At 70.0% G+C, this 16,252-nt stretch carries 17 protein-coding genes; 12 read left to right on the forward strand and 5 right to left on the reverse strand.

The window, feature by feature from the left end; translation table 11 throughout:
• Both Vlu01_RS19745 and Vlu01_RS19750 read left to right on the forward strand, forming a co-directional pair.
• A partial coding sequence (locus tag Vlu01_RS19745) for a hybrid sensor histidine kinase/response regulator (protein WP_204001722.1) occupies positions 1-2,263 on the forward strand: 2,263 nt, incomplete at its 5' end.
• Complete coding sequence (locus Vlu01_RS19750; RefSeq protein ID WP_204001724.1) at positions 2,260-2,817, forward strand: response regulator; 558 nt, start codon at positions 2,260-2,262, stop codon at positions 2,815-2,817. The genes Vlu01_RS19745 and Vlu01_RS19750, both read left to right, overlap by 4 nt.
• A gap of 6 nt (positions 2,818-2,823) precedes the next feature.
• Here the strand turns inward: Vlu01_RS19750 and Vlu01_RS19755 are convergent, their stop codons facing one another.
• Entirely contained in the window at positions 2,824-3,159 is a 336-nt protein-coding gene (locus Vlu01_RS19755) for an STAS domain-containing protein (protein ID WP_204001725.1), read from the reverse strand.
• A 139-nt stretch (positions 3,160-3,298) separates the two neighbouring features.
• On the opposite strand from Vlu01_RS19755, the gene hemL reads away from it, so the two are divergent.
• From hemL to ccsB, 6 genes are all read left to right on the forward strand, one after another.
• Positions 3,299-4,636 carry a glutamate-1-semialdehyde 2,1-aminomutase gene (gene hemL, locus Vlu01_RS19760; protein WP_204001726.1) on the forward strand — a complete coding sequence of 446 codons (1,338 nt, stop codon included), beginning with the start codon at positions 3,299-3,301 and terminating at the stop codon, positions 4,634-4,636.
• 64 nt (positions 4,637-4,700) lie between these two features.
• A complete protein-coding gene (locus Vlu01_RS19765) occupies positions 4,701-5,348 on the forward strand; it encodes a histidine phosphatase family protein (protein WP_204001727.1) in 648 nt (215 codons plus the stop codon).
• A gap of 1 nt (position 5,349) precedes the next feature.
• Positions 5,350-5,925, forward strand: coding sequence for a TlpA family protein disulfide reductase (locus tag Vlu01_RS19770; protein WP_204001728.1), 576 nt, complete (start codon positions 5,350-5,352; stop codon positions 5,923-5,925).
• The gene (locus Vlu01_RS19775; RefSeq protein ID WP_204001730.1) at positions 5,925-6,821 is read left to right on the forward strand and encodes a cytochrome c biogenesis CcdA family protein; all 897 of its coding nucleotides are present in this window, start codon (positions 5,925-5,927) and stop codon (positions 6,819-6,821) included. The genes Vlu01_RS19770 and Vlu01_RS19775 overlap by 1 nt, the downstream gene beginning before the upstream one ends.
• Entirely contained in the window at positions 6,821-8,473 is a 1,653-nt protein-coding gene (locus tag Vlu01_RS19780) for a cytochrome c biogenesis protein ResB (protein WP_204001732.1), read from the forward strand. The genes Vlu01_RS19775 and Vlu01_RS19780 overlap by 1 nt, the downstream gene beginning before the upstream one ends.
• Positions 8,473-9,522 carry a c-type cytochrome biogenesis protein CcsB gene (gene ccsB, locus Vlu01_RS19785; RefSeq protein WP_204001734.1) on the forward strand — a complete coding sequence of 350 codons (1,050 nt, stop codon included), beginning with the start codon at positions 8,473-8,475 and terminating at the stop codon, positions 9,520-9,522. Before Vlu01_RS19780 ends, ccsB begins: the two co-directional genes overlap by 1 nt.
• A 72-nt stretch (positions 9,523-9,594) precedes the next feature.
• On the opposite strand, the gene Vlu01_RS19790 is transcribed toward ccsB, so the two are convergent.
• Positions 9,595-9,810, reverse strand: coding sequence for a hypothetical protein (locus tag Vlu01_RS19790; RefSeq protein ID WP_204001736.1), 216 nt, complete (start codon positions 9,808-9,810; stop codon positions 9,595-9,597).
• Between the two features lie 136 nt (positions 9,811-9,946).
• Entirely contained in the window at positions 9,947-10,204 is a 258-nt protein-coding gene (locus Vlu01_RS19795; RefSeq protein WP_204001737.1) for a hypothetical protein, read from the reverse strand.
• 234 nt (positions 10,205-10,438) lie between these two features.
• On the opposite strand from Vlu01_RS19795, the gene Vlu01_RS19800 reads away from it, so the two are divergent.
• Together Vlu01_RS19800 and Vlu01_RS19805 are read left to right on the forward strand one after the other, a co-directional pair.
• Positions 10,439-11,230: a helix-turn-helix domain-containing protein gene (locus tag Vlu01_RS19800; RefSeq protein ID WP_204001738.1), complete on the forward strand. Its 792-nt coding sequence runs from the start codon at positions 10,439-10,441 to the stop codon at positions 11,228-11,230.
• Positions 11,218-11,409: a DUF397 domain-containing protein gene (locus tag Vlu01_RS19805; protein WP_204001739.1), complete on the forward strand. Its 192-nt coding sequence runs from the start codon at positions 11,218-11,220 to the stop codon at positions 11,407-11,409. The genes Vlu01_RS19800 and Vlu01_RS19805 overlap by 13 nt, the downstream gene beginning before the upstream one ends.
• Before the next feature lie 140 nt (positions 11,410-11,549).
• Here Vlu01_RS19805 and Vlu01_RS19810 read toward each other — a convergent pair whose 3' ends face one another.
• Positions 11,550-12,437, reverse strand: a complete 888-nt coding sequence (locus tag Vlu01_RS19810; protein ID WP_204001740.1) for a transglutaminase-like domain-containing protein — start codon at positions 12,435-12,437, stop codon at positions 11,550-11,552.
• 307 nt (positions 12,438-12,744) lie between these two features.
• Here Vlu01_RS19810 and Vlu01_RS19815 point away from each other — a divergent pair, with 307 nt between their 5' ends.
• Both Vlu01_RS19815 and mqnP read left to right on the forward strand, forming a co-directional pair.
• Positions 12,745-14,205 carry a menaquinone biosynthesis decarboxylase gene (locus tag Vlu01_RS19815; RefSeq protein ID WP_204001741.1) on the forward strand — a complete coding sequence of 487 codons (1,461 nt, stop codon included), beginning with the start codon at positions 12,745-12,747 and terminating at the stop codon, positions 14,203-14,205.
• Positions 14,205-15,119: a menaquinone biosynthesis prenyltransferase MqnP gene (gene mqnP / locus Vlu01_RS19820; RefSeq protein WP_204001742.1), complete on the forward strand. Its 915-nt coding sequence runs from the start codon at positions 14,205-14,207 to the stop codon at positions 15,117-15,119. The genes Vlu01_RS19815 and mqnP overlap by 1 nt, the downstream gene beginning before the upstream one ends.
• 9 nt (positions 15,120-15,128) lie before the next feature.
• On the opposite strand, the gene Vlu01_RS19825 is transcribed toward mqnP, so the two are convergent.
• A complete protein-coding gene (locus Vlu01_RS19825) occupies positions 15,129-16,142 on the reverse strand; it encodes a terpene synthase family protein (protein ID WP_204001745.1) in 1,014 nt (337 codons plus the stop codon).
• Positions 16,143-16,252: the final 110 nt, after the last annotated feature.

Here is a 16,252-nt window from a genome sequence, read left to right on the forward strand (position 1 = left end):
CAACACGATGGTGGATCAGCTCTCGTCGTTCGCCGACGAGGTGACCCGGGTGGCCCGCGAGGTGGGCACCGAAGGCAAGCTGGGTGGCCAGGCGCAGGTCAAGGGCGTCTCCGGCACCTGGCGGGATCTCACCGAGAACGTCAACCAGCTCGCCTCGACGCTGACCACCCAGCTCCGGGCGATCGCCCGGGTCTCGACCTCGGTGACCCGGGGCGACCTCACCCAGCGGATCGCGGTGAAGGCGCAGGGCGAGGTCGCCGAGCTGAAGGACAACATCAACCAGATGATCGTCACCCTGCGGGAGACGACCCACAAGAACGCCGAGCAGGGGTGGCTCGACTCCAACCTCGCCCGTATCGGCGGCCTCCTGCAGGGCCAGCGCGACCTCGGCGAGGTCTGCCGGATGATCATGCAGGAGGTGACTCCGCTGGTCGACGCGCAGCTGGGGGCCTTCTTCCTGGCGGACAACTCCGAGGGGGTGATGCGGCTGCGGTTGACCGCCTCGTACGGCTATGTCTCCCGAGGCCACGACGTGACCTTCGGGCCGGGCGAGGGGCTGGTCGGTCAGGCCGCACTCTCCCGGCGCACCATCCGGGTCGGAGCCGTGCCGGACGGGCGGATCACGTTGCGTTCCGGGCTGGCCGACACGCCACCGGCGGATCTGGTCGTACTGCCGGTCCTCTTCGAGGGCGAGATGCTCGGCGTGATCGAGTTCGCCACCGTGACGCCCTTCTCCGAGCTGCACCTGTCGTTCCTGGAACGGCTCGTCTCCACCATCGGCATCGCGGTCAACACCATCCAGGCCAACCGGCGTACGGAGGAACTGCTCGCCCAGTCGCAGCGGTTGGCGCACGAGTTGCAGGAGCAGTCGGCGGAGTTGCAGCGGACCAACGCCGAACTGGAGGACAAGGCCAAACTGCTGTCGGAGCAGAAGGCGAACATCGAGATCCAGAACCGCGAGATCGAACTGGCCCGGCTCGGTCTGGAGGACAAGGCGCAGCAGCTCACCCGGGCTTCGGCGTACAAGTCGGAGTTCCTGGCGAACATGAGCCACGAACTGCGTACGCCACTGAACTCGCTGCTGCTGCTGGCCCGGCTGCTCATGGAGAACTCGGAGCAGAACCTCACGCCGAAGCAGATCGAGTTCGCCCGTACGATCCACGGCTCCGGGTCGGACCTGTTGCGCCTGATCGACGACATCCTGGACCTGTCCAAGATCGAGGCCGGTCGGATGGACGTCGAGCCGACCGAGGTCCGGTTCGCCGAGATCTGCAGTTACGTGGAGCAGGCGTTCGCCCCGCAGGCCGAGGAGAAGGGCCTGGACTTCCAGGTACGCATCAGCAAGGACCTGCCGCCGGTCGTGGTGACCGATGCGCAGCGGCTTCAGCAGATCCTGCGCAACCTGCTGTCCAACGCGGTCAAGTTCACCGACAACGGCGCGGTGACCCTGCGCATCTCCCAGGCACCGGAGCACGCCGTGTTCGACGTGCCGGCGCTGCTCAACGCCCGGCAGGTGATCGCCTTCACGGTGATCGACACCGGCATCGGCATCTCCGACGACAAGCTGTCGCTGATCTTCGAGGCGTTCCAGCAGGCGGACGGCACCACCAGCCGCCGGTACGGCGGTACCGGTCTGGGCTTGTCGATCAGCCGCGATCTGGCCCGGTTGATCGGCGGCACGATCACCGTCGCCGCGTCTCCTGGGCAGGGTTCGACGTTCACGCTGTATCTGCCCGACGTGCTGGCACCGGACGCGGTGGTGGCCCCCGCGCCACCGTCGCCACAGCGGGCGGGCCTGCCCTCGTCGCTGCTGATGCCGCCGATGGAGTTGCTGCCGGAGGCGCCCGAGGCGCCGAAGACCCGCCAGTTGGACGGCGCCACCGTGCTGATCGTCGATGACGACGTGCGTAACGTCTTCGCGCTGACCAGCGCGCTTGAGCTGCACGGCATGACCGTGCTGTACGCCGACAACGGCGCCGACGGGGTCCGCCTGTTGGCTGAACACCCGGAAGTCGATATCGTCCTGATGGATGCCATGATGCCCGACCAGGACGGATACGAGACGACTCGACAGATCAGGCGCAACCACCGGTTCGCCGACCTGCCGATCGTGTTCCTGACCGCGAAGGCGATGCCGGGTGACCGGGAATCGGCGATCGTGGCCGGGGCCAGCGACTACATCACCAAGCCGGTCGACCTGGACCAGTTGATCGAGCTGATGGGTAGCTGGATCAGTGGCAGCCGTACCGAGGAGGGCTCGTGACGCAGGTGGCGAAGGCGCTGCTGGTCGATGATCGCCGGGAGAACCTGATGGCCCTGGAGGCGATCCTTCAGGGGTTGCCGTTGCAGTCGGTCGCCGTGGAGAGCGGTGAGGCGGCACTGAAGCAGTTGCTGGTGGACGACTTCGCGGTGATCCTGCTGGACGCCCAGATGCCGGACATGGACGGCTTCGAGACGGCCAGCCACATCAAGCGGCGGGAGCGCACCCGACACGTTCCGATCATCTTCCTGACTGCCGCCGACCGGGACGCCCAACTGGCCCTGCGTGGCTACGCGGCCGGTGCGGTGGACTACCTCACCAAGCCGTTCGACCCGTGGGTGCTGAGGGCAAAGGTCTCCGTCTTCGTCGAGTTGTGGACCAAGACCCGCCAGTTGGCGGCGCAGTCGGAGATGGTGCGCGAGCGCGACGCCCAGTGGCGGCTGTTGACCGAGGCGGTCGACGAGGCCACGACGCTGCTACGCGGCGACGACCCGGAGGCACAGACCCGCGCCGTAGCCCTCCTCGAACAGGCCCGCTGGGGTACCGCCCCCGACTGAGCCGGGTCAGGTGGTGGTGGCGTCGTTGCGGATCATCAGGGCGCTGCGCAGGCCGGTGATGTCCAGCACGCGCAGCAGGAACTCGCCGACATTGGTCAGGAGCAGCAAACTCTGCGCATGGCTGGCCTTGCGACTGAGGACGACCAGGGTGCCCAGCCCCTGCGAGTCGCAGAACGTCACGCCACCGAGATCCAGGACGATCCGGGGCGGGGGCTCGGCGAGGACTTCATTGACAACGGTCGATAGTTGGGCGGCCGTTTGCATGTCGATCTCACCGGCGAGACGTAGCACGGCTTCGTCGCCCGTCCGGTGTACGGTGATCGACAGTTCGGCACGATCCACCGGGTCAGCCTATCGCGATCTCGGTCGCCCGGCCCGTCGAGGCATGCCGTCCCCATGCAGCTTGCCGGGGGTGAGCCGGGTAACCCTGGCCCGGGGTGCCTGCCGATCCACCGCCGGACGCTGACACAATGGCGGCATCGTGACCGAGGTGTTTATCGCCGGATCCGACCGTTACCCGGTCGACGCGCCGGCCTCAGCGGCCCTGTTCGACCGCGCCTGCGCCATCGTGCCGGGCGGGGTGAATTCCCCTGTGCGCGCCTTCCGGGCGGTCGGCGGCACACCACGCTTCATGGTTCGGGGTGAGGGGCCCTGGCTCCACGACGCGGACGATCGTCGCTACGTCGACCTGGTCTGCTCCTGGGGGCCGCTGATCCTCGGGCACGCCCACCCCGAGGTGGTCGCAGCCGTGCAGGCCGCCGCCGCGCAGGGCACCAGCTTCGGCACGCCCACCCCCGGCGAGGTCGAACTGGCCGACGAGATCGTCGCGCGTACCCCGGTCGAGCAGGTCCGGCTGGTCAACTCGGGCACCGAGGCGACCATGTCGGCGATCCGCCTGGCCCGTGGCTACACCGGCCGTTCGAAAATCATCAAGTTCGCCGGCTGCTACCACGGGCACGTGGACGCGCTGCTCGCCGCCGCCGGCTCCGGCGTGGCCACTCTCGGCCTGCCCGATTCACCGGGAGTCACCGGCGCGGCGGCCAGCGAGACCATCGTGCTGCCGTACAACGACGTCGCCGCCGTGGAGGAGGCGTTCGCCGCCGAGGGCCAGCACATCGCCGCGGTGATCACCGAAGCCGCCCCCGGCAACATGGGCGTGGTCGCCCCCCACGACGGGTTCAACCAACAGCTGGCCCGGATCGCCCACGCACACGGCGCACTGCTCATCGTCGACGAGGTGATGACCGGGTTCCGGGTCTCCCGCTCCGGCTGGCACGGCCTCGACCCGGTCGAGGCGGACCTGTGGACGTACGGCAAGGTCATGGGTGGTGGCCTGCCCGCCGCGGCGTTCGGCGGGCGTGCGGAGATCATGTCGCGCCTGGCGCCCGCCGGCCCGGTCTACCAGGCCGGCACCCTCTCCGGGAATCCACTCGCCTGCGCGGCCGGGCTGACCACGCTGCGGCTCGCCGACGACGCGCTGTACCGCAGGCTGGACGACACCGCCGCCACGGTGGGCCGGCTCGTCACCGAGGCGTTGGCCGCCGCCGGGGTCCCGCATCGGCTCTCGTACGCCGGCAACATGTTTTCGATCTTCTTCACCGACGCCGACGTGGTCGACTACGACAGCGCCCGCACCCAGCAGGTGCCGGCGTTCAAGGCGTTCTTCCACGCGATGCTCGCTGCCGGCGTCTACCTGCCGCCGAGCGCGTTCGAGTCCTGGTTCGTCTCGGCGGCGATTAACGACGCCGCCTTGGAACAGGTCGCCAGCGCGCTGCCCGCAGCGGCCAACGCGGCGGCAGCGGCAAGCCACGGGGGGTAGCGGTGAGCGCGAGGAGTGAGCCGGTTTTGCGAGCCCCGCAGTCGCGAACAAAGGGGGCACAGCGGTGAGCAAGACGGTGGTCCACGTGCTGCGGCACGGCGAGGTGCACAACCCGGACGGCATCCTGTACGGCCGGCTGCCCGGTTTCCGCCTCAGCGAACTGGGTGTCCAGATGGCCAAGGCCGCCGCGCAGGGGCTCGCCGACCGCGAGGTCGTGCACGTCGTGGCCAGCCCGCTGGAACGCGCTCAGCAGACCGCCGAACCCATCGCCGCTCAGTTCCGACTGCCCGTGGGGGTGGACGAGCGGCTCATCGAGAGCGCCAACTGGTTCGAGGGCAAGAAGGTCTCGCCCGGCGACGGCTCCTTCCGTGACCCGCGTAACTGGTGGGTGCTGCGTGACCCGGTCACCCCGTCCTGGGGTGAGGCGTATCGGGCCATCGCCGAGCGGATGTTCGCCGCGCTGCACGCCGCTCGGATCGCCGCCGAGGGCAGGGAGGCCGTCCTGGTCTCGCACCAGTTGCCGATCTGGACGCTGCGTCGCTACGTCGAGCGGAAGCGGCTGTGGCACGACCCGCGCCGCCGGCAGTGCGCGCTGGCCTCGCTCACCACCTTCCACTTCGATGGTGCCAAGATCGTCGGCATCGGCTACTCCGAACCGGCCGCGCACCTGGTGGCCATGTCGCCGACCGCACGGACGGCCAAGGGGGCCTGAGATGGGCGTCCGGAGGTTGGCCGCCGGCCTGCTCGCCACCGCGACCACCGCGGCGCTGCTCATCGGCTGCACCGCCGACGGTCGGGAGTCCGCCTGCGACAGCGCCGGCGGCATCGTCGAGTGCGCTCCGGAGCAACGCTCCGCCGCCCCGAAGATCTCCGGTGAGCTGCTGACCGGCGGGTCCTACGACGTGGCTGGCCAGCGAGGCCAGGTCGTCGTGGTCAACTTCTGGGGCTCCTGGTGTGCGCCGTGCCGCGCGGAGGCCGACGACCTGGAGAACACGTACCAGGCGACGAAGGACTCCGGGGTGGTCTTCCTCGGCATCAACGTGCAGGACAACCGGGACAAGGCGATCGCCTTCGAGGAGGGCCGGGTCAGCTACCCGAGCATCTTCGACCCGGGCAGCCGGCTCGCCCTCGACATGGACATCCCGCCGAACACCATCCCGGCCACCGTCGTGCTGGACCGGGAGGGCCGGATCGCCACCGTGATCAGGGCAGCGGTGCGGCAGGAGGGGCTGCAACCCATCGTGGAGCGAATCGCCGCTGAGGCACCCGCGCCGGTCGGTCAGCGCTGATGGGCGGCACGTTCGGCCAACTCGCCGAGTCCGGCCCGTTGCTGCTGGCGGTGGGCGCGGCGGCCCTGGCCGGTCTGGTCAGCTTCCTGTCGCCCTGCGTGCTGCCGCTGATGCCCGGCTACCTGTCGTACGTCACCGGCCTCGCTGGCGCCGACCTCGAAGGCCGGAATGCCAAGAACGGTCCCCTGCTGACGCCTCCGGTAGAGCAGGGGGCCCTTCCCAACACCTCCGGCGGCGGTGGCGAGCAGGCGGGCGGCGGCGGTGTCGGCGTCGGTACGGCGGTGCGGCCGGACACCCGCGTCGCTCCGGCGGTGAAGGGTCGGGTGCTGGCTGGGACGCTGCTGTTCATCGCCGGCTTCACCGTCGTGTTCACCGCCACCGCGGTCCTGTTCAGCGGGTTCGGTCGGGTCTTCTTCGACCACGAACGGACGTTGGAGATGATCGTCGGTGGGCTCATCGTCCTGCTCGGCCTGGGCTACCTCGGCGTGCTGCCCGGGTTCCAGCGCGAATTTCGGATCAACCGGCTGCCCGCCGCCGGCCTGCTCGGCGCGCCCGTGCTCGGTGCGGTGTTCGCCCTGAGCTGGGTTCCCTGCACCGGGCCCACGCTGGCCGCGGTACTCGGCATGGCCACCACCAGTGGCCAGACCGACCGGGCGGTGGTGCTGGCCGTGGCGTACTGCCTCGGGTTGGGTCTTCCGTTCGTCGTCTTCGGGTTGGGCTTCAACCGGTTGCTCGGGGTGTTCCGCACGGTGCGTCGACACAGCCGCTGGGTCACCCGGATCGGCGGAGCACTGCTGATCCTGATCGGGCTGGCGCTGGTCACCGGTGGCTGGACCAACGTCGTGATCTGGTTGCAGACCACCGTCGGGGTGGGCAACTTCGAGGTGGGCATCTGATGACCGCCGTGGACGACCGGCCGGCCACCCCGGCCGAGGCACCCCGACGACGCGGCAACCCGCTGCTCGCCCTGCTGCGCAACTCATGGCGGCAGCTCACCAGCATGCGTACCGCGCTGGTGCTGCTCTTCCTGCTCGCGGTCGCCGCGATCCCCGGGTCGGTGCTGCCGCAACGCGGGGTCAATCCGGAGGACGTCCGCGACTTCTACACCGCGAACCCGGACCTCGCCCCGGTGCTGGACCGGATCGGTGCCTTCGACGCGTTCAGCTCGGTCTGGTTCTCCGCGATCTACCTGCTGCTGTTCACCTCACTGATCGGGTGCATCACGCCCCGGCTGCGCGACCACGTCCGGGCGTTGCGGGCGCGTCCGCCGGCCGTGCCGAAGCGGTTGGCGCGGCTGCCGCAGCACGCGGTGGTGCCCGCGCCCGAGGGCGGCGCGGCGGCGGTGGCCGAGGCGCTGCGGCGACGGCGGTGGCGGGTGGCGGTACGCGGCGACGAGGTCTCCGCCGAGAAGGGCTACCTCAAGGAGACCGGTAACCTGATCTTCCACACCTCGATGGTGCTGGTGCTGGTCGGCGTCGCGCTCGGCTCCTGGTACGGCTGGCAGGGCAACCGCCTGCTCGTCGCCGGCCCGGACGGTGTCTTCTGCAACACCCGTCAGCAGTACGCCGAGGTGAAGCTCGGTCCGCGCGTCGGTGACGACCTGCCCCGGTTCTGCATGCAACTGAACGAGTTCGACGCCCGCTTCCTGCCGAACGGCCAGGCATCCTCGTTCAACGCGAAGGTGACCGTGGACGAGGACGGTGGTCCGCCGCGCCCGGCGGAGTTCTCGGTCAACTCGCCCCTGCGTCTCGACGGCGCGAACGTCCATCTGCTCGGGCATGGCTATGCCCCGGTGATCCGATACACCGACCGCTTCGGCCGGAGCCAGACCAGCGCGGTGCCGTTCCTCACCACCGGCGACATCGGGCTCACCGGCGAAGGGCTGGCTGCCTTTCCCGACGCCAACGTCGACCCGGAGACCGGCGAGCGGAACCAGGATCTCCAGATGGCCTTCTCCGGGCTCTACCTGCCGACCGCACCGCAGGAGCCGCCGTTCGTCCGCTCCGAGCACCCGACCGAGCAGAATCCGCTGCTTGAGCTGATCGCGTACCGGGGGAATCTGGGGCTCGACGCCGGTATCCCCGGTTCGATCTACCAGCTCGACCAGCGTCAGCTACGCAACGGCCGGCTCACCGAGATCGGTGTGAAGCAGCTACGGATCGGCGAGAGCTGGACGCTCGACGACGGCACCACTGTCGAGTTCAGGGGCACGGAACGGTACATCGTGCTGGCGGTACGTCACGACCCGGGCATGATGCTGCTACTGGTCAGCTCCATCGGCCTGGTGCTGGGGTTGATGGGTTCGCTCTTCGTCCGGCGTCGGCGGGTGTTCGTCCGGCTGCTGCCGGCCGGTCCGGGCGACCCCGACAGTGGATCTCCGACGGGCGGTAGTAGTTTGGTCGAGGTGGCTGGTCTGCCGCGTACCGAACATCCCGGCTTCGCCGCCGAGTTCGCCCAACTGGTCGCCGTGATCGGCGGCGGTGGGCGACCCGACGTCGCCGACACCGACCAGGGCGCGCCGGCCCGGTCGCGGGAAGGAGCCGAGTGATGTCCGCACTCTCCGATCAACTGGTGTCGATCGCCACGCTGGTGTACCTGCTGGCGATGATCAGCCACGCCGTCGAGTACGCCCTCGGCAACTCGCGCGCCAGGGCGGTCGCGGCCCCGTCCCGCGAGCTGGTCGGCGCGGCGGTGGGTGGCGCTGCGGCGTCCGGCACGGTCGCGGACGCCCGCGACGCCGCAGGTGACGTGGCCACCGCCGGTGCGTTGGCGGCAGGTGGCACGGTCGGTGGTGCCGAGTCGGGCGCGGGGGCACCGGGCCGGGCCGAACGCACCGCGTGGCGGGCGGAGCTGGGCGGCCGGATCGCCGTCGGGCTGACCGCCGTGGCCGCCGCGCTGCACCTGGCGGCGCTGGTCACCCGCGGTCTCGCCGCCGACCGGATGCCGTGGGGCAACATGTACGAGTTCGTGCTCACGGTCTCGTTCATCGGGGTCGCCGCCTGGCTGACGGTGCTGGTGAAGTGGCCGTTCCTGCGTCGCCTCGGGCTCTTCCTGACGCTGGTGATGGTGCTGCTGGTGGCTACCGCCGAGCTGGTGCTCTACACCCCCATCGTGCCGCTGGTGCCGGCACTCAACTCGTACTGGTTCATCGTGCACGTGTCGACCATCGTCTTCGCCTCGGGCCTGTTCCTGCTGGGCGCGGTGCCGGCGGCGGCGTACCTGATGCGGGCCGGGTACGAGGACGGCAAGCGCAGCTTCCCGTACACCCTGGCGAAGCGGCTGCCGGCGGCGGCCGGGCTGGAACGGCTCACCTTCGTGCTGCACGCCTTCTCGTTCCCGATCTTCACCTTCGCGGTGATCGCCGGGGCGATCTGGGCCGAGGCGGCCTGGGGTCGCCCGTGGGGCTGGGACCCGAAGGAGACCTGGGCCTTCATCTCCTGGGTGGTGTACGCCGGCTACCTGCACGCCCGCGCCACCCCGAGCGTGAAGCGGAACGTGACCGCCTGGCTGGCCATCTTCGGCTTCCTGACCGTGATGATGAACCTCTTCGGCGTGAACATCTTCTTCGAGGGCCTGCACTCCTACGGCGGCCTCTGACCGCCAGACGTATTGCAGGACGCCGTTGCGGCGCTACCGCGGTGACCGTTGATGGACACCGACGGGTCGACCTCAGCTTGAATGTCGGGCCGACACCGGCCGATGCCGCCGCAGCGTCTCGCTGACGCGCAGGGTGACCTGATAGGCGGTCTCCGGCACGTCGGCCAGCTCGATCCGCTCAGACCGCAGTGCGAGCTGGGCGTGCAACTCACGGGCGATGGCGTCACGCAGCTCGACCTGTAGCGGCGACAGCCCGTCCGGCTGGCCGACGACGTACGCGTCCGACATGCCTCAATGCTGTCGTCGCCCGTCGTCCCGGTCCACCGCCGGTGAGATTTCCCCAAGTATGTCGAGATCTTGGACATTTTCTGTTCTTCGCTTACGGGAATTGTCCAAGATTTACTCGATGTCCTGGCGTTGACCGTCAGCGGTGGGTTCGCGGGGCGGCCCAGCCGAGGAAACGGTCGTGCAGTGCGGCGGGCTTCGGCGCGTCGTGGGGGTTGAGGCGGTACAGATCCTCGACCGCGTCGTACAGCAGCCCGGCGAGGTAGATCGACAGGGCCACGTGACTGTCCCGGTACTCGGCGAGCAGGGCCAGCCGGGCGGTGGCGCAGGGCCACGGTGCGGCGCAGGCCCGACACAGCCAGAGCGGCCGGAGCGCGACGTGGAACTGCGACGTCATCTGCGTACTCCTGTCTGCCGGTCGGCTGGCGGCGGGGCCGTCCGTCGCCGACGTGCCGGACGGCCCCGCGTCGGTTGCGCCCGTCCTTTCGGATCGGATCCGGGCGGTTCCGATGGGGACAGTCTGGTGCGCCGCCGACTACTCTCGGAAGGCATCCGATCGCCCTGTGTGCCTGGTCTGTCCCCCGGTGAGGGCGGTGAGAAACGCGGATCCGACTGGTGAGGAGTGGTGTGGATGGACGAGCGGTCGCGAGTGCTGATCGAGGAGCTGCGACACATGCGGGCGGCGCGCAAGGTGACGCAGGAGGACCTGGCCCGCGCGATCAACTATTCGCCGTCGACAGTGGCCATGGTGGAGACCGAGGCGCGCAAGCCGCCGCCCGACTTCTGGGAGCGGGCGGACGCGGCGCTGGACACCGGCGGCGCGTTCGTCCGGATGCTGGCCCGGTTCGGTTCGCCGCAGTGGATGCGGGAGTGGGAGGCGAACGAGCGGCAGGCCACCGTGTTGCGGTCGTTCGAGAACACAGTGGTGCCGGGTCTGCTGCAAACCTCGGCGTACGCCCGCGCGCTGTTCCGCAGCGTCGGGCTCTACGACGAGGCGGAGGTGGAGCGGCGGGTGGAGGCGCGGTTGGCCCGGCAGGCGGTGCTCGCCGGCGAGCAACCGCCGCAGCTCGTCACGGTCCTCGACGAGCATGTGCTGCGCCGCCCGGTGGGCGGGCCGGTGGTGATGCGCGAGCAACTGTGGCGGCTAATCAAGCTGGCCACCGAGCATTCCCGGGTACGGCTGCACGTGGTGCCCGCCTCGGTCGGCGCGTATCCGGGTGTCGCCGGGGCCTTCGTGCTGGCTACCCTTCCCGGTGGGGAGGATGTGGCCTATCTGGACGATCAGCTCAAGGGCCAGGTGATCGACCACACCGAGGACGTGCTGGCGATCCGGGCCTCCTGGGAGGCGATCCAGGGCGAGGCGCTGCCACCCCGGCAGTCGATCGAGTTGTTGACGGAGGTGGCGGAGTCATGGCGGAGCTGACCGACGCCCGGTGGCGCACCAGCACCCGGAGCAGCACCAACGGCGGCAACTGCGTCGAGGTGGCCGACAACCTGCCCGGCCTGGTCGCGGTCCGGGACAGCAAGGACCGCGATGGCGCGGTGCTGACCTTCGGCCCGGCGGCCTGGCGAGCGTTTGTGGAGGCGACCCGCCGACCCTGACCGGCCGCCACGCTGGACCGCCCGGCATCGGCATCTGCGGGCCGGTCACCCAGCCGGACGGCGTGGTCGTCGATGCCGCGCGAACCTTCGGCGCGGCTTGGACCGCTGGTTCGGATCGGCGCGACTCCGACCTGTGCGGCTCAGATCGGTTCGTCGCGGGCGCGCAGCCCGTTCGTGACGACGGCGGGGACGCGTAGGCGTTTGTCCGCGTACAGCAGGCGCAGCTCGTCGGCGTGCTGGTCGGGCTCGCGGGTGAGGCGGGCCAGCTCGTCGAAGAGGGCCATCCGCTCATCGTCGATCTTCTCGAAAGGGCCGGGCATCACGCCCCAGGCGTCCCACGGCAGCAACTCCACCCCGTGCAGCGCGGCGGCGTCGCGCATCAGGTTGCCCGCGATCCACCACCAGCCACTTTCGTCGATCCCGCGTAGCCCGAAGGTGTCCGGGTCGGCCTCCCCGGCGCGGCAGCGGGCCCACGCCTCTCCGGCGACCAGGAACCGGTCCCGCGGCACGTCGGTGATGTCGAAGTCGAGGTCGAGGAGTTCGTGGTGGCGTGCGTCGAGCTGGGCGTCGACCATGATCCAACGACCCTGCTCGGTGCTCCGGTACTCCGCCACCCAGTGGTCCTCGTACCAGTTGTCGACGAAGTAGTCGCCGAACCCGCACCGGGCACGAGCCGGTACGCCCCGGGCCCGCAGCGCGGTGACCATCAGCAGGGAGTAGTGCCGACAGTTGCCGGCCACTCGCTGCTCGGGAACACGCGGGACGGTCAGCGGCTGATCGTCCGGGGTGTCCGCGATCCGGGCGAGGATTTCGTCGGCGCGCCGCAGGTGCACGGTCTGCCGGTCGGCGTCGGTCAACGTCACCCCGTACTCCCCGGCGACGTGCTCGTGGATCAGCAACCCCTGGATCGTCCGGGCGATCCCCGCCGGATCCGACGGCACCGCGTCGAGCAGCGATGCGTACGACCCGGCGGAGGACAGCCGACCCGGCTGCGCGAAGCGGGAGACATCCGTCCGGTCCTGATCCATCTGTGACTCCTTCGCAAGAACACGGCCACGATGGGCACGGCGGTCCGGCTGCGGCACGCAGGGCCGGCTGGGTGGTCTGTCCCCGGCTGGGCGAAGCAAGCATCGCAGGATTCGCCGAATCGCGATGTCCCGCAGCGATCCGCTCGCGCTCTCAGCTCGACAGGCGACAACCACCACCTCCGGTGCCGGCGACAAGCGGTGCCAGGCACGCGGGCATGGCGCGGCGCCGGGCGAGGTGGGGCGTGCCACAGGGTGTACGGCCACCCGGCGTGGGCAGGACCGGAGGGAGTAGGACAGACTTGCGGGCATGGCGGCTCGTGGCTTTCCGTACACCGATCTGAAGGACTTTCTCGCGGCGCTGGAGCGCGAGGGCGAACTGCGGCGCGTGGGCGTCCCGGTCGACCCGACGCTGGAGATCAGCGAGATCGTCACCCGGACGGTACGGGCCGATGGGCCGGCGCTGCTGTTCGAGCAGCCCACCCGGGGCGAGATGCCGGTGGCGATCAACCTCTTCGGCACCGAGAAGCGCACCGCGATGGCGCTCGGCGTCGAGTCGCTGGACGAGATCGGCAACCGGATCGGCGAGATGCTCAAGCCGGAGCTGCCGGTGGGCTTCGCCGGCATGATGGGCGGCCTCGGCAAGGTCATGCAGCTCAAGTCGATGCCGCCGAAGAAGGTCAAGACGGCGCCCTGTCAGCAGGTGGTCTACCGGGGTGACGATGTCGACCTCAACCGGCTGCCGGGGCTCCAGGTGTGGCCGGGCGACGGCGGGATCTTCCACAACTTCGGGCTGACCCACACCAAGCACCCGGAGACCGGCAAGCGGAACCTGGGCCTCTACCGGCTCCAGCAGCACAGCCACAACACCCTCGGCATGCACTGGCAGATCCACAAGAACTCCACCGCGCACCACGCCGTCGCCGAGCGACTCGGCCAGCGGTTGCCGGTCGCCATCGCCATCGGCTGCGACCCGGTGGTCAGCTACGCGTCGAGCGCGCCACTGCCCGCTGACATCGACGAGTACCTGTTCGCCGGCTTCCTACGCGGCGAGCGGGTGGAGATGGTCGACTGCCTCACCGTGCCGTTGCAGGTGCCGGCGCACGCGCAGATCGTGCTGGAGGGCTACCTGGAGCCGGGTGAGCGGCTGCCGGAGGGTCCGTTCGGTGATCACACCGGCTTCTACACCCCGGTCGAGCCGTTCCCGGTGCTGCACGTCGAGGCGATGACCATGCAGCGTGACCCGGTCTACCACTCGATCGTCACCTCGAAGCCGCCGCAGGAGGACCACGGTCTCGGCAAGGCCACCGAGCGGATCTTCGCGCCGCTGCTGCGGTTCCTGATCCCGGACATCGTCGACTACGACCTGCCGGCGGCGGGGGTGTTCCACAACTGCGCGATCGTGTCGATCCGCAAGCGCTACCCGAAGCACGCCCAGAAGGTGATGAACGCGATCTGGGGCGCGCACATGATGTCGCTGACCAAGCTGATCGTGATCGTGGACGAGGACTGCGACGTGCACGACTACCGCGAGGTCGCCTTCCGCGCGTTCGGCAACGTCGACTACGCCCGGGACCTGCTGCTCACCGAGGGGCCGGTGGACCACCTGGACCACTCCTCGTACCAGCAGTTCTGGGGCGGCAAGGCTGGCATCGACGCCACCCGCAAGCTTCCCGAGGAGGGCTACCACCGGGGCTGGCCGGAGGAGATGACCATGACTCCCGAGGTCGTCTCGCTGGTCGACAAGCGGTGGAAGGAGTACGGCATCTGATGGCCGCCACCGCCGTGCAGCCCGCCGAACGCCCCGGGCGGGTGAAGTCCTTCCTCAAGCTCGTGGCGATCGAGCACTCGGTGTTCGCGCTGCCGTTCGCGTACCTGTCCGCGCTGACCGCGATGCAGGTGAACGGCGGGCGGGTGCGCTGGCTCGACCTGCTGCTGATCACCGTGGCGATGGTCGGGGCGCGGACGTTCGCGATGGCCGCGAACCGGATCCTGGACCGCCGGATCGACGCGCGGAACCCGCGTACCGCCAACCGGGAACTGGTGACCGGGGCGGTGAGCCTGCGGACGGCCTGGACCGGCGCGGGCATCGCGCTGGTGGTCTTCCTGGCCGCCGCCGCCCTGCTCAACCCGCTCTGCCTGGTGCTCGCGCCGCTGGCCGTGGTGCCGCTGGTGGTCTACCCCTACGGCAAGCGGTTCACCAACTGGCCGCACGCCATCCTGGCCGTCGCCCAGCTGGTCGGCCCGGTCGGGGCCTGGCTGGCGGTCACCGGCACCTTCGCCGGTTCCGGGCCGGCCTGGCTGCTCGGCGCGGCCGTCGGGCTGTGGATCGGCGGGTTCGACCTGATCTACGCCTGCCAGGACGACGAGGTGGACCGCGAGATCGGCGTGCGCAGTGTGCCGGCCCGGTACGGTCGCCGCTTCGCGCTGCACGCCTCCACCGTGGCGCACGTGGTCACCTTCGCGCTGTTCGGCTGGTTCGGCGTGCTGGTCGGTTTCGGTTGGCTCTGGTGGATCGGGCTGGCACTCACCGCCGTCGCCTTCGCCTACCAGCACCTGGTGGTCACGCCGACCGACCTGAGCCGGGTCAACCGGGCGTTCTTCACCGCGAACGGTTTCGTCGGGATCGCGTTGTTCGCCTTCGCCCTGCTCGACCTGGTCGTCCGGCTCGGCCTGAGCGCCTGATCGCGGGTGTCAGAAAGGGGGCGTTCCTACGCCGGAGGCGGCAGGAAGGGGCCCTTCCTTCGCGAGGGCGTAGCGGGCGCTCTCCATGGTCCAGTCGATGGTGCCGCGAACGGCCCGGGCCACGCCGTCCAGGTGGGCGGTGACGGCAGGGTCCAGCGCCGGACCGAACGAGGGTGCCGTGGCCCGCAGGCTGACGAAACGGCGCATCGACTCGTGCCAGCGCTCGGCCGCCAGGCCGATGGCGGTGGACACCGGCACGTGGTGCGCCGCGGCCAGCGCCAGCACCAGGTTGTGCCCGCCGGAGATGGCCGCGTCCCGGTCCAGCGAGGCGATGTCGTTGTACCAGGAGAGCAGGTCGTTACCGACGGCGCGGAGTTGACCCAGCTGAGGGTGGTGGTACACCGCGTCGGGCAGCGGTCGGCCAGTGATGAACTCCACAAGCGGATACGACACGTACGCCGCTGAGGTGGCCCGACGCAGCTCGACGTACTCCTCGACGCCGGGCGCGTGCCCGGTCGCCTTGTTGACCGCCTCCTGCCAGCTGCCGTCGAGGTGGTGGGCGACCGCGTCGGCGAAACGCAACCGCCAGTGGGCCGGCATCCGGCGCTGCGGCTCCCGCCAGGCGCTGACCAGCAGCCGGCGCAGTGGACCGACCAGACCCGGGTGCCGCAGCCGGGGGCCGTCGCGCAGCACCGCGACCGCGCCGTCGCGCAACGCTCGAATCTCCTCCGGAGCATTGCGGTCGCAGGCGTCGTCGACCAGGAAGAACCAGGTGAACAACGCGGTCAGCATGCGCAGGTCGGCTTCGGTGGCGTCCGGATAGAGCCGACCCGCGTAGCGGGCGAAACCGGCCCGTCCCAGCCGTTCGCGTGTCGGCGCGTCCAACGGCAGCTCCGACGCCAGCCACCCCTGCACATCGTCGGCATGCGGGGAGAACTGCGACGGAACGGGACAGGCGGCACGCAGCGCCAACAGGGTGTCGTGGGCGCAGCGGGCCGACGACGAGATGATCTCGTCGCTCATCACACTTCCCATCTGTCTGCCCACGCGTCCGTCTCCGGCAGCATGCCAGCTCCCGGTGGCCCCCGCAGACCCGTCGGGCATCAGGGGGCGTAACGGCTCAGCCTGCGGCG

The sequence above is a fragment of the Micromonospora lutea genome, assembly GCF_016863535.1.
GTDB lineage: Bacteria > Actinomycetota > Actinomycetes > Mycobacteriales > Micromonosporaceae > Micromonospora > Micromonospora lutea.

Excerpts from the sequence above, each read along its gene's own strand:
- mqnP (WP_204001742.1), top strand. The coding sequence starts at position 14,205 with ATGGCCGCCACCGCCGTGCAGCCCGCCGAACGCCCCGGGCGGGTGAAG.
- Vlu01_RS19770 (WP_204001728.1), top strand. The coding sequence starts at position 5,350 with ATGGGCGTCCGGAGGTTGGCCGCCGGCCTGCTCGCCACCGCGACCACC.
- ccsB (WP_204001734.1), top strand. The coding sequence starts at position 8,473 with ATGTCCGCACTCTCCGATCAACTGGTGTCGATCGCCACGCTGGTGTAC.
- Vlu01_RS19775 (WP_204001730.1), top strand. The coding sequence starts at position 5,925 with ATGGGCGGCACGTTCGGCCAACTCGCCGAGTCCGGCCCGTTGCTGCTG.
- Vlu01_RS19790 (WP_204001736.1), bottom strand. The coding sequence starts at position 9,810 with ATGTCGGACGCGTACGTCGTCGGCCAGCCGGACGGGCTGTCGCCGCTA.
- Vlu01_RS19780 (WP_204001732.1), top strand. The coding sequence starts at position 6,821 with ATGACCGCCGTGGACGACCGGCCGGCCACCCCGGCCGAGGCACCCCGA.
- Vlu01_RS19795 (WP_204001737.1), bottom strand. The coding sequence starts at position 10,204 with ATGACGTCGCAGTTCCACGTCGCGCTCCGGCCGCTCTGGCTGTGTCGG.
- Vlu01_RS19815 (WP_204001741.1), top strand. The coding sequence starts at position 12,745 with ATGGCGGCTCGTGGCTTTCCGTACACCGATCTGAAGGACTTTCTCGCG.
- Vlu01_RS19810 (WP_204001740.1), bottom strand. The coding sequence starts at position 12,437 with ATGGATCAGGACCGGACGGATGTCTCCCGCTTCGCGCAGCCGGGTCGG.
- Vlu01_RS19805 (WP_204001739.1), top strand. The coding sequence starts at position 11,218 with ATGGCGGAGCTGACCGACGCCCGGTGGCGCACCAGCACCCGGAGCAGC.
- Vlu01_RS19800 (WP_204001738.1), top strand. The coding sequence starts at position 10,439 with ATGGACGAGCGGTCGCGAGTGCTGATCGAGGAGCTGCGACACATGCGG.
- Vlu01_RS19825 (WP_204001745.1), bottom strand. The coding sequence starts at position 16,142 with ATGAGCGACGAGATCATCTCGTCGTCGGCCCGCTGCGCCCACGACACC.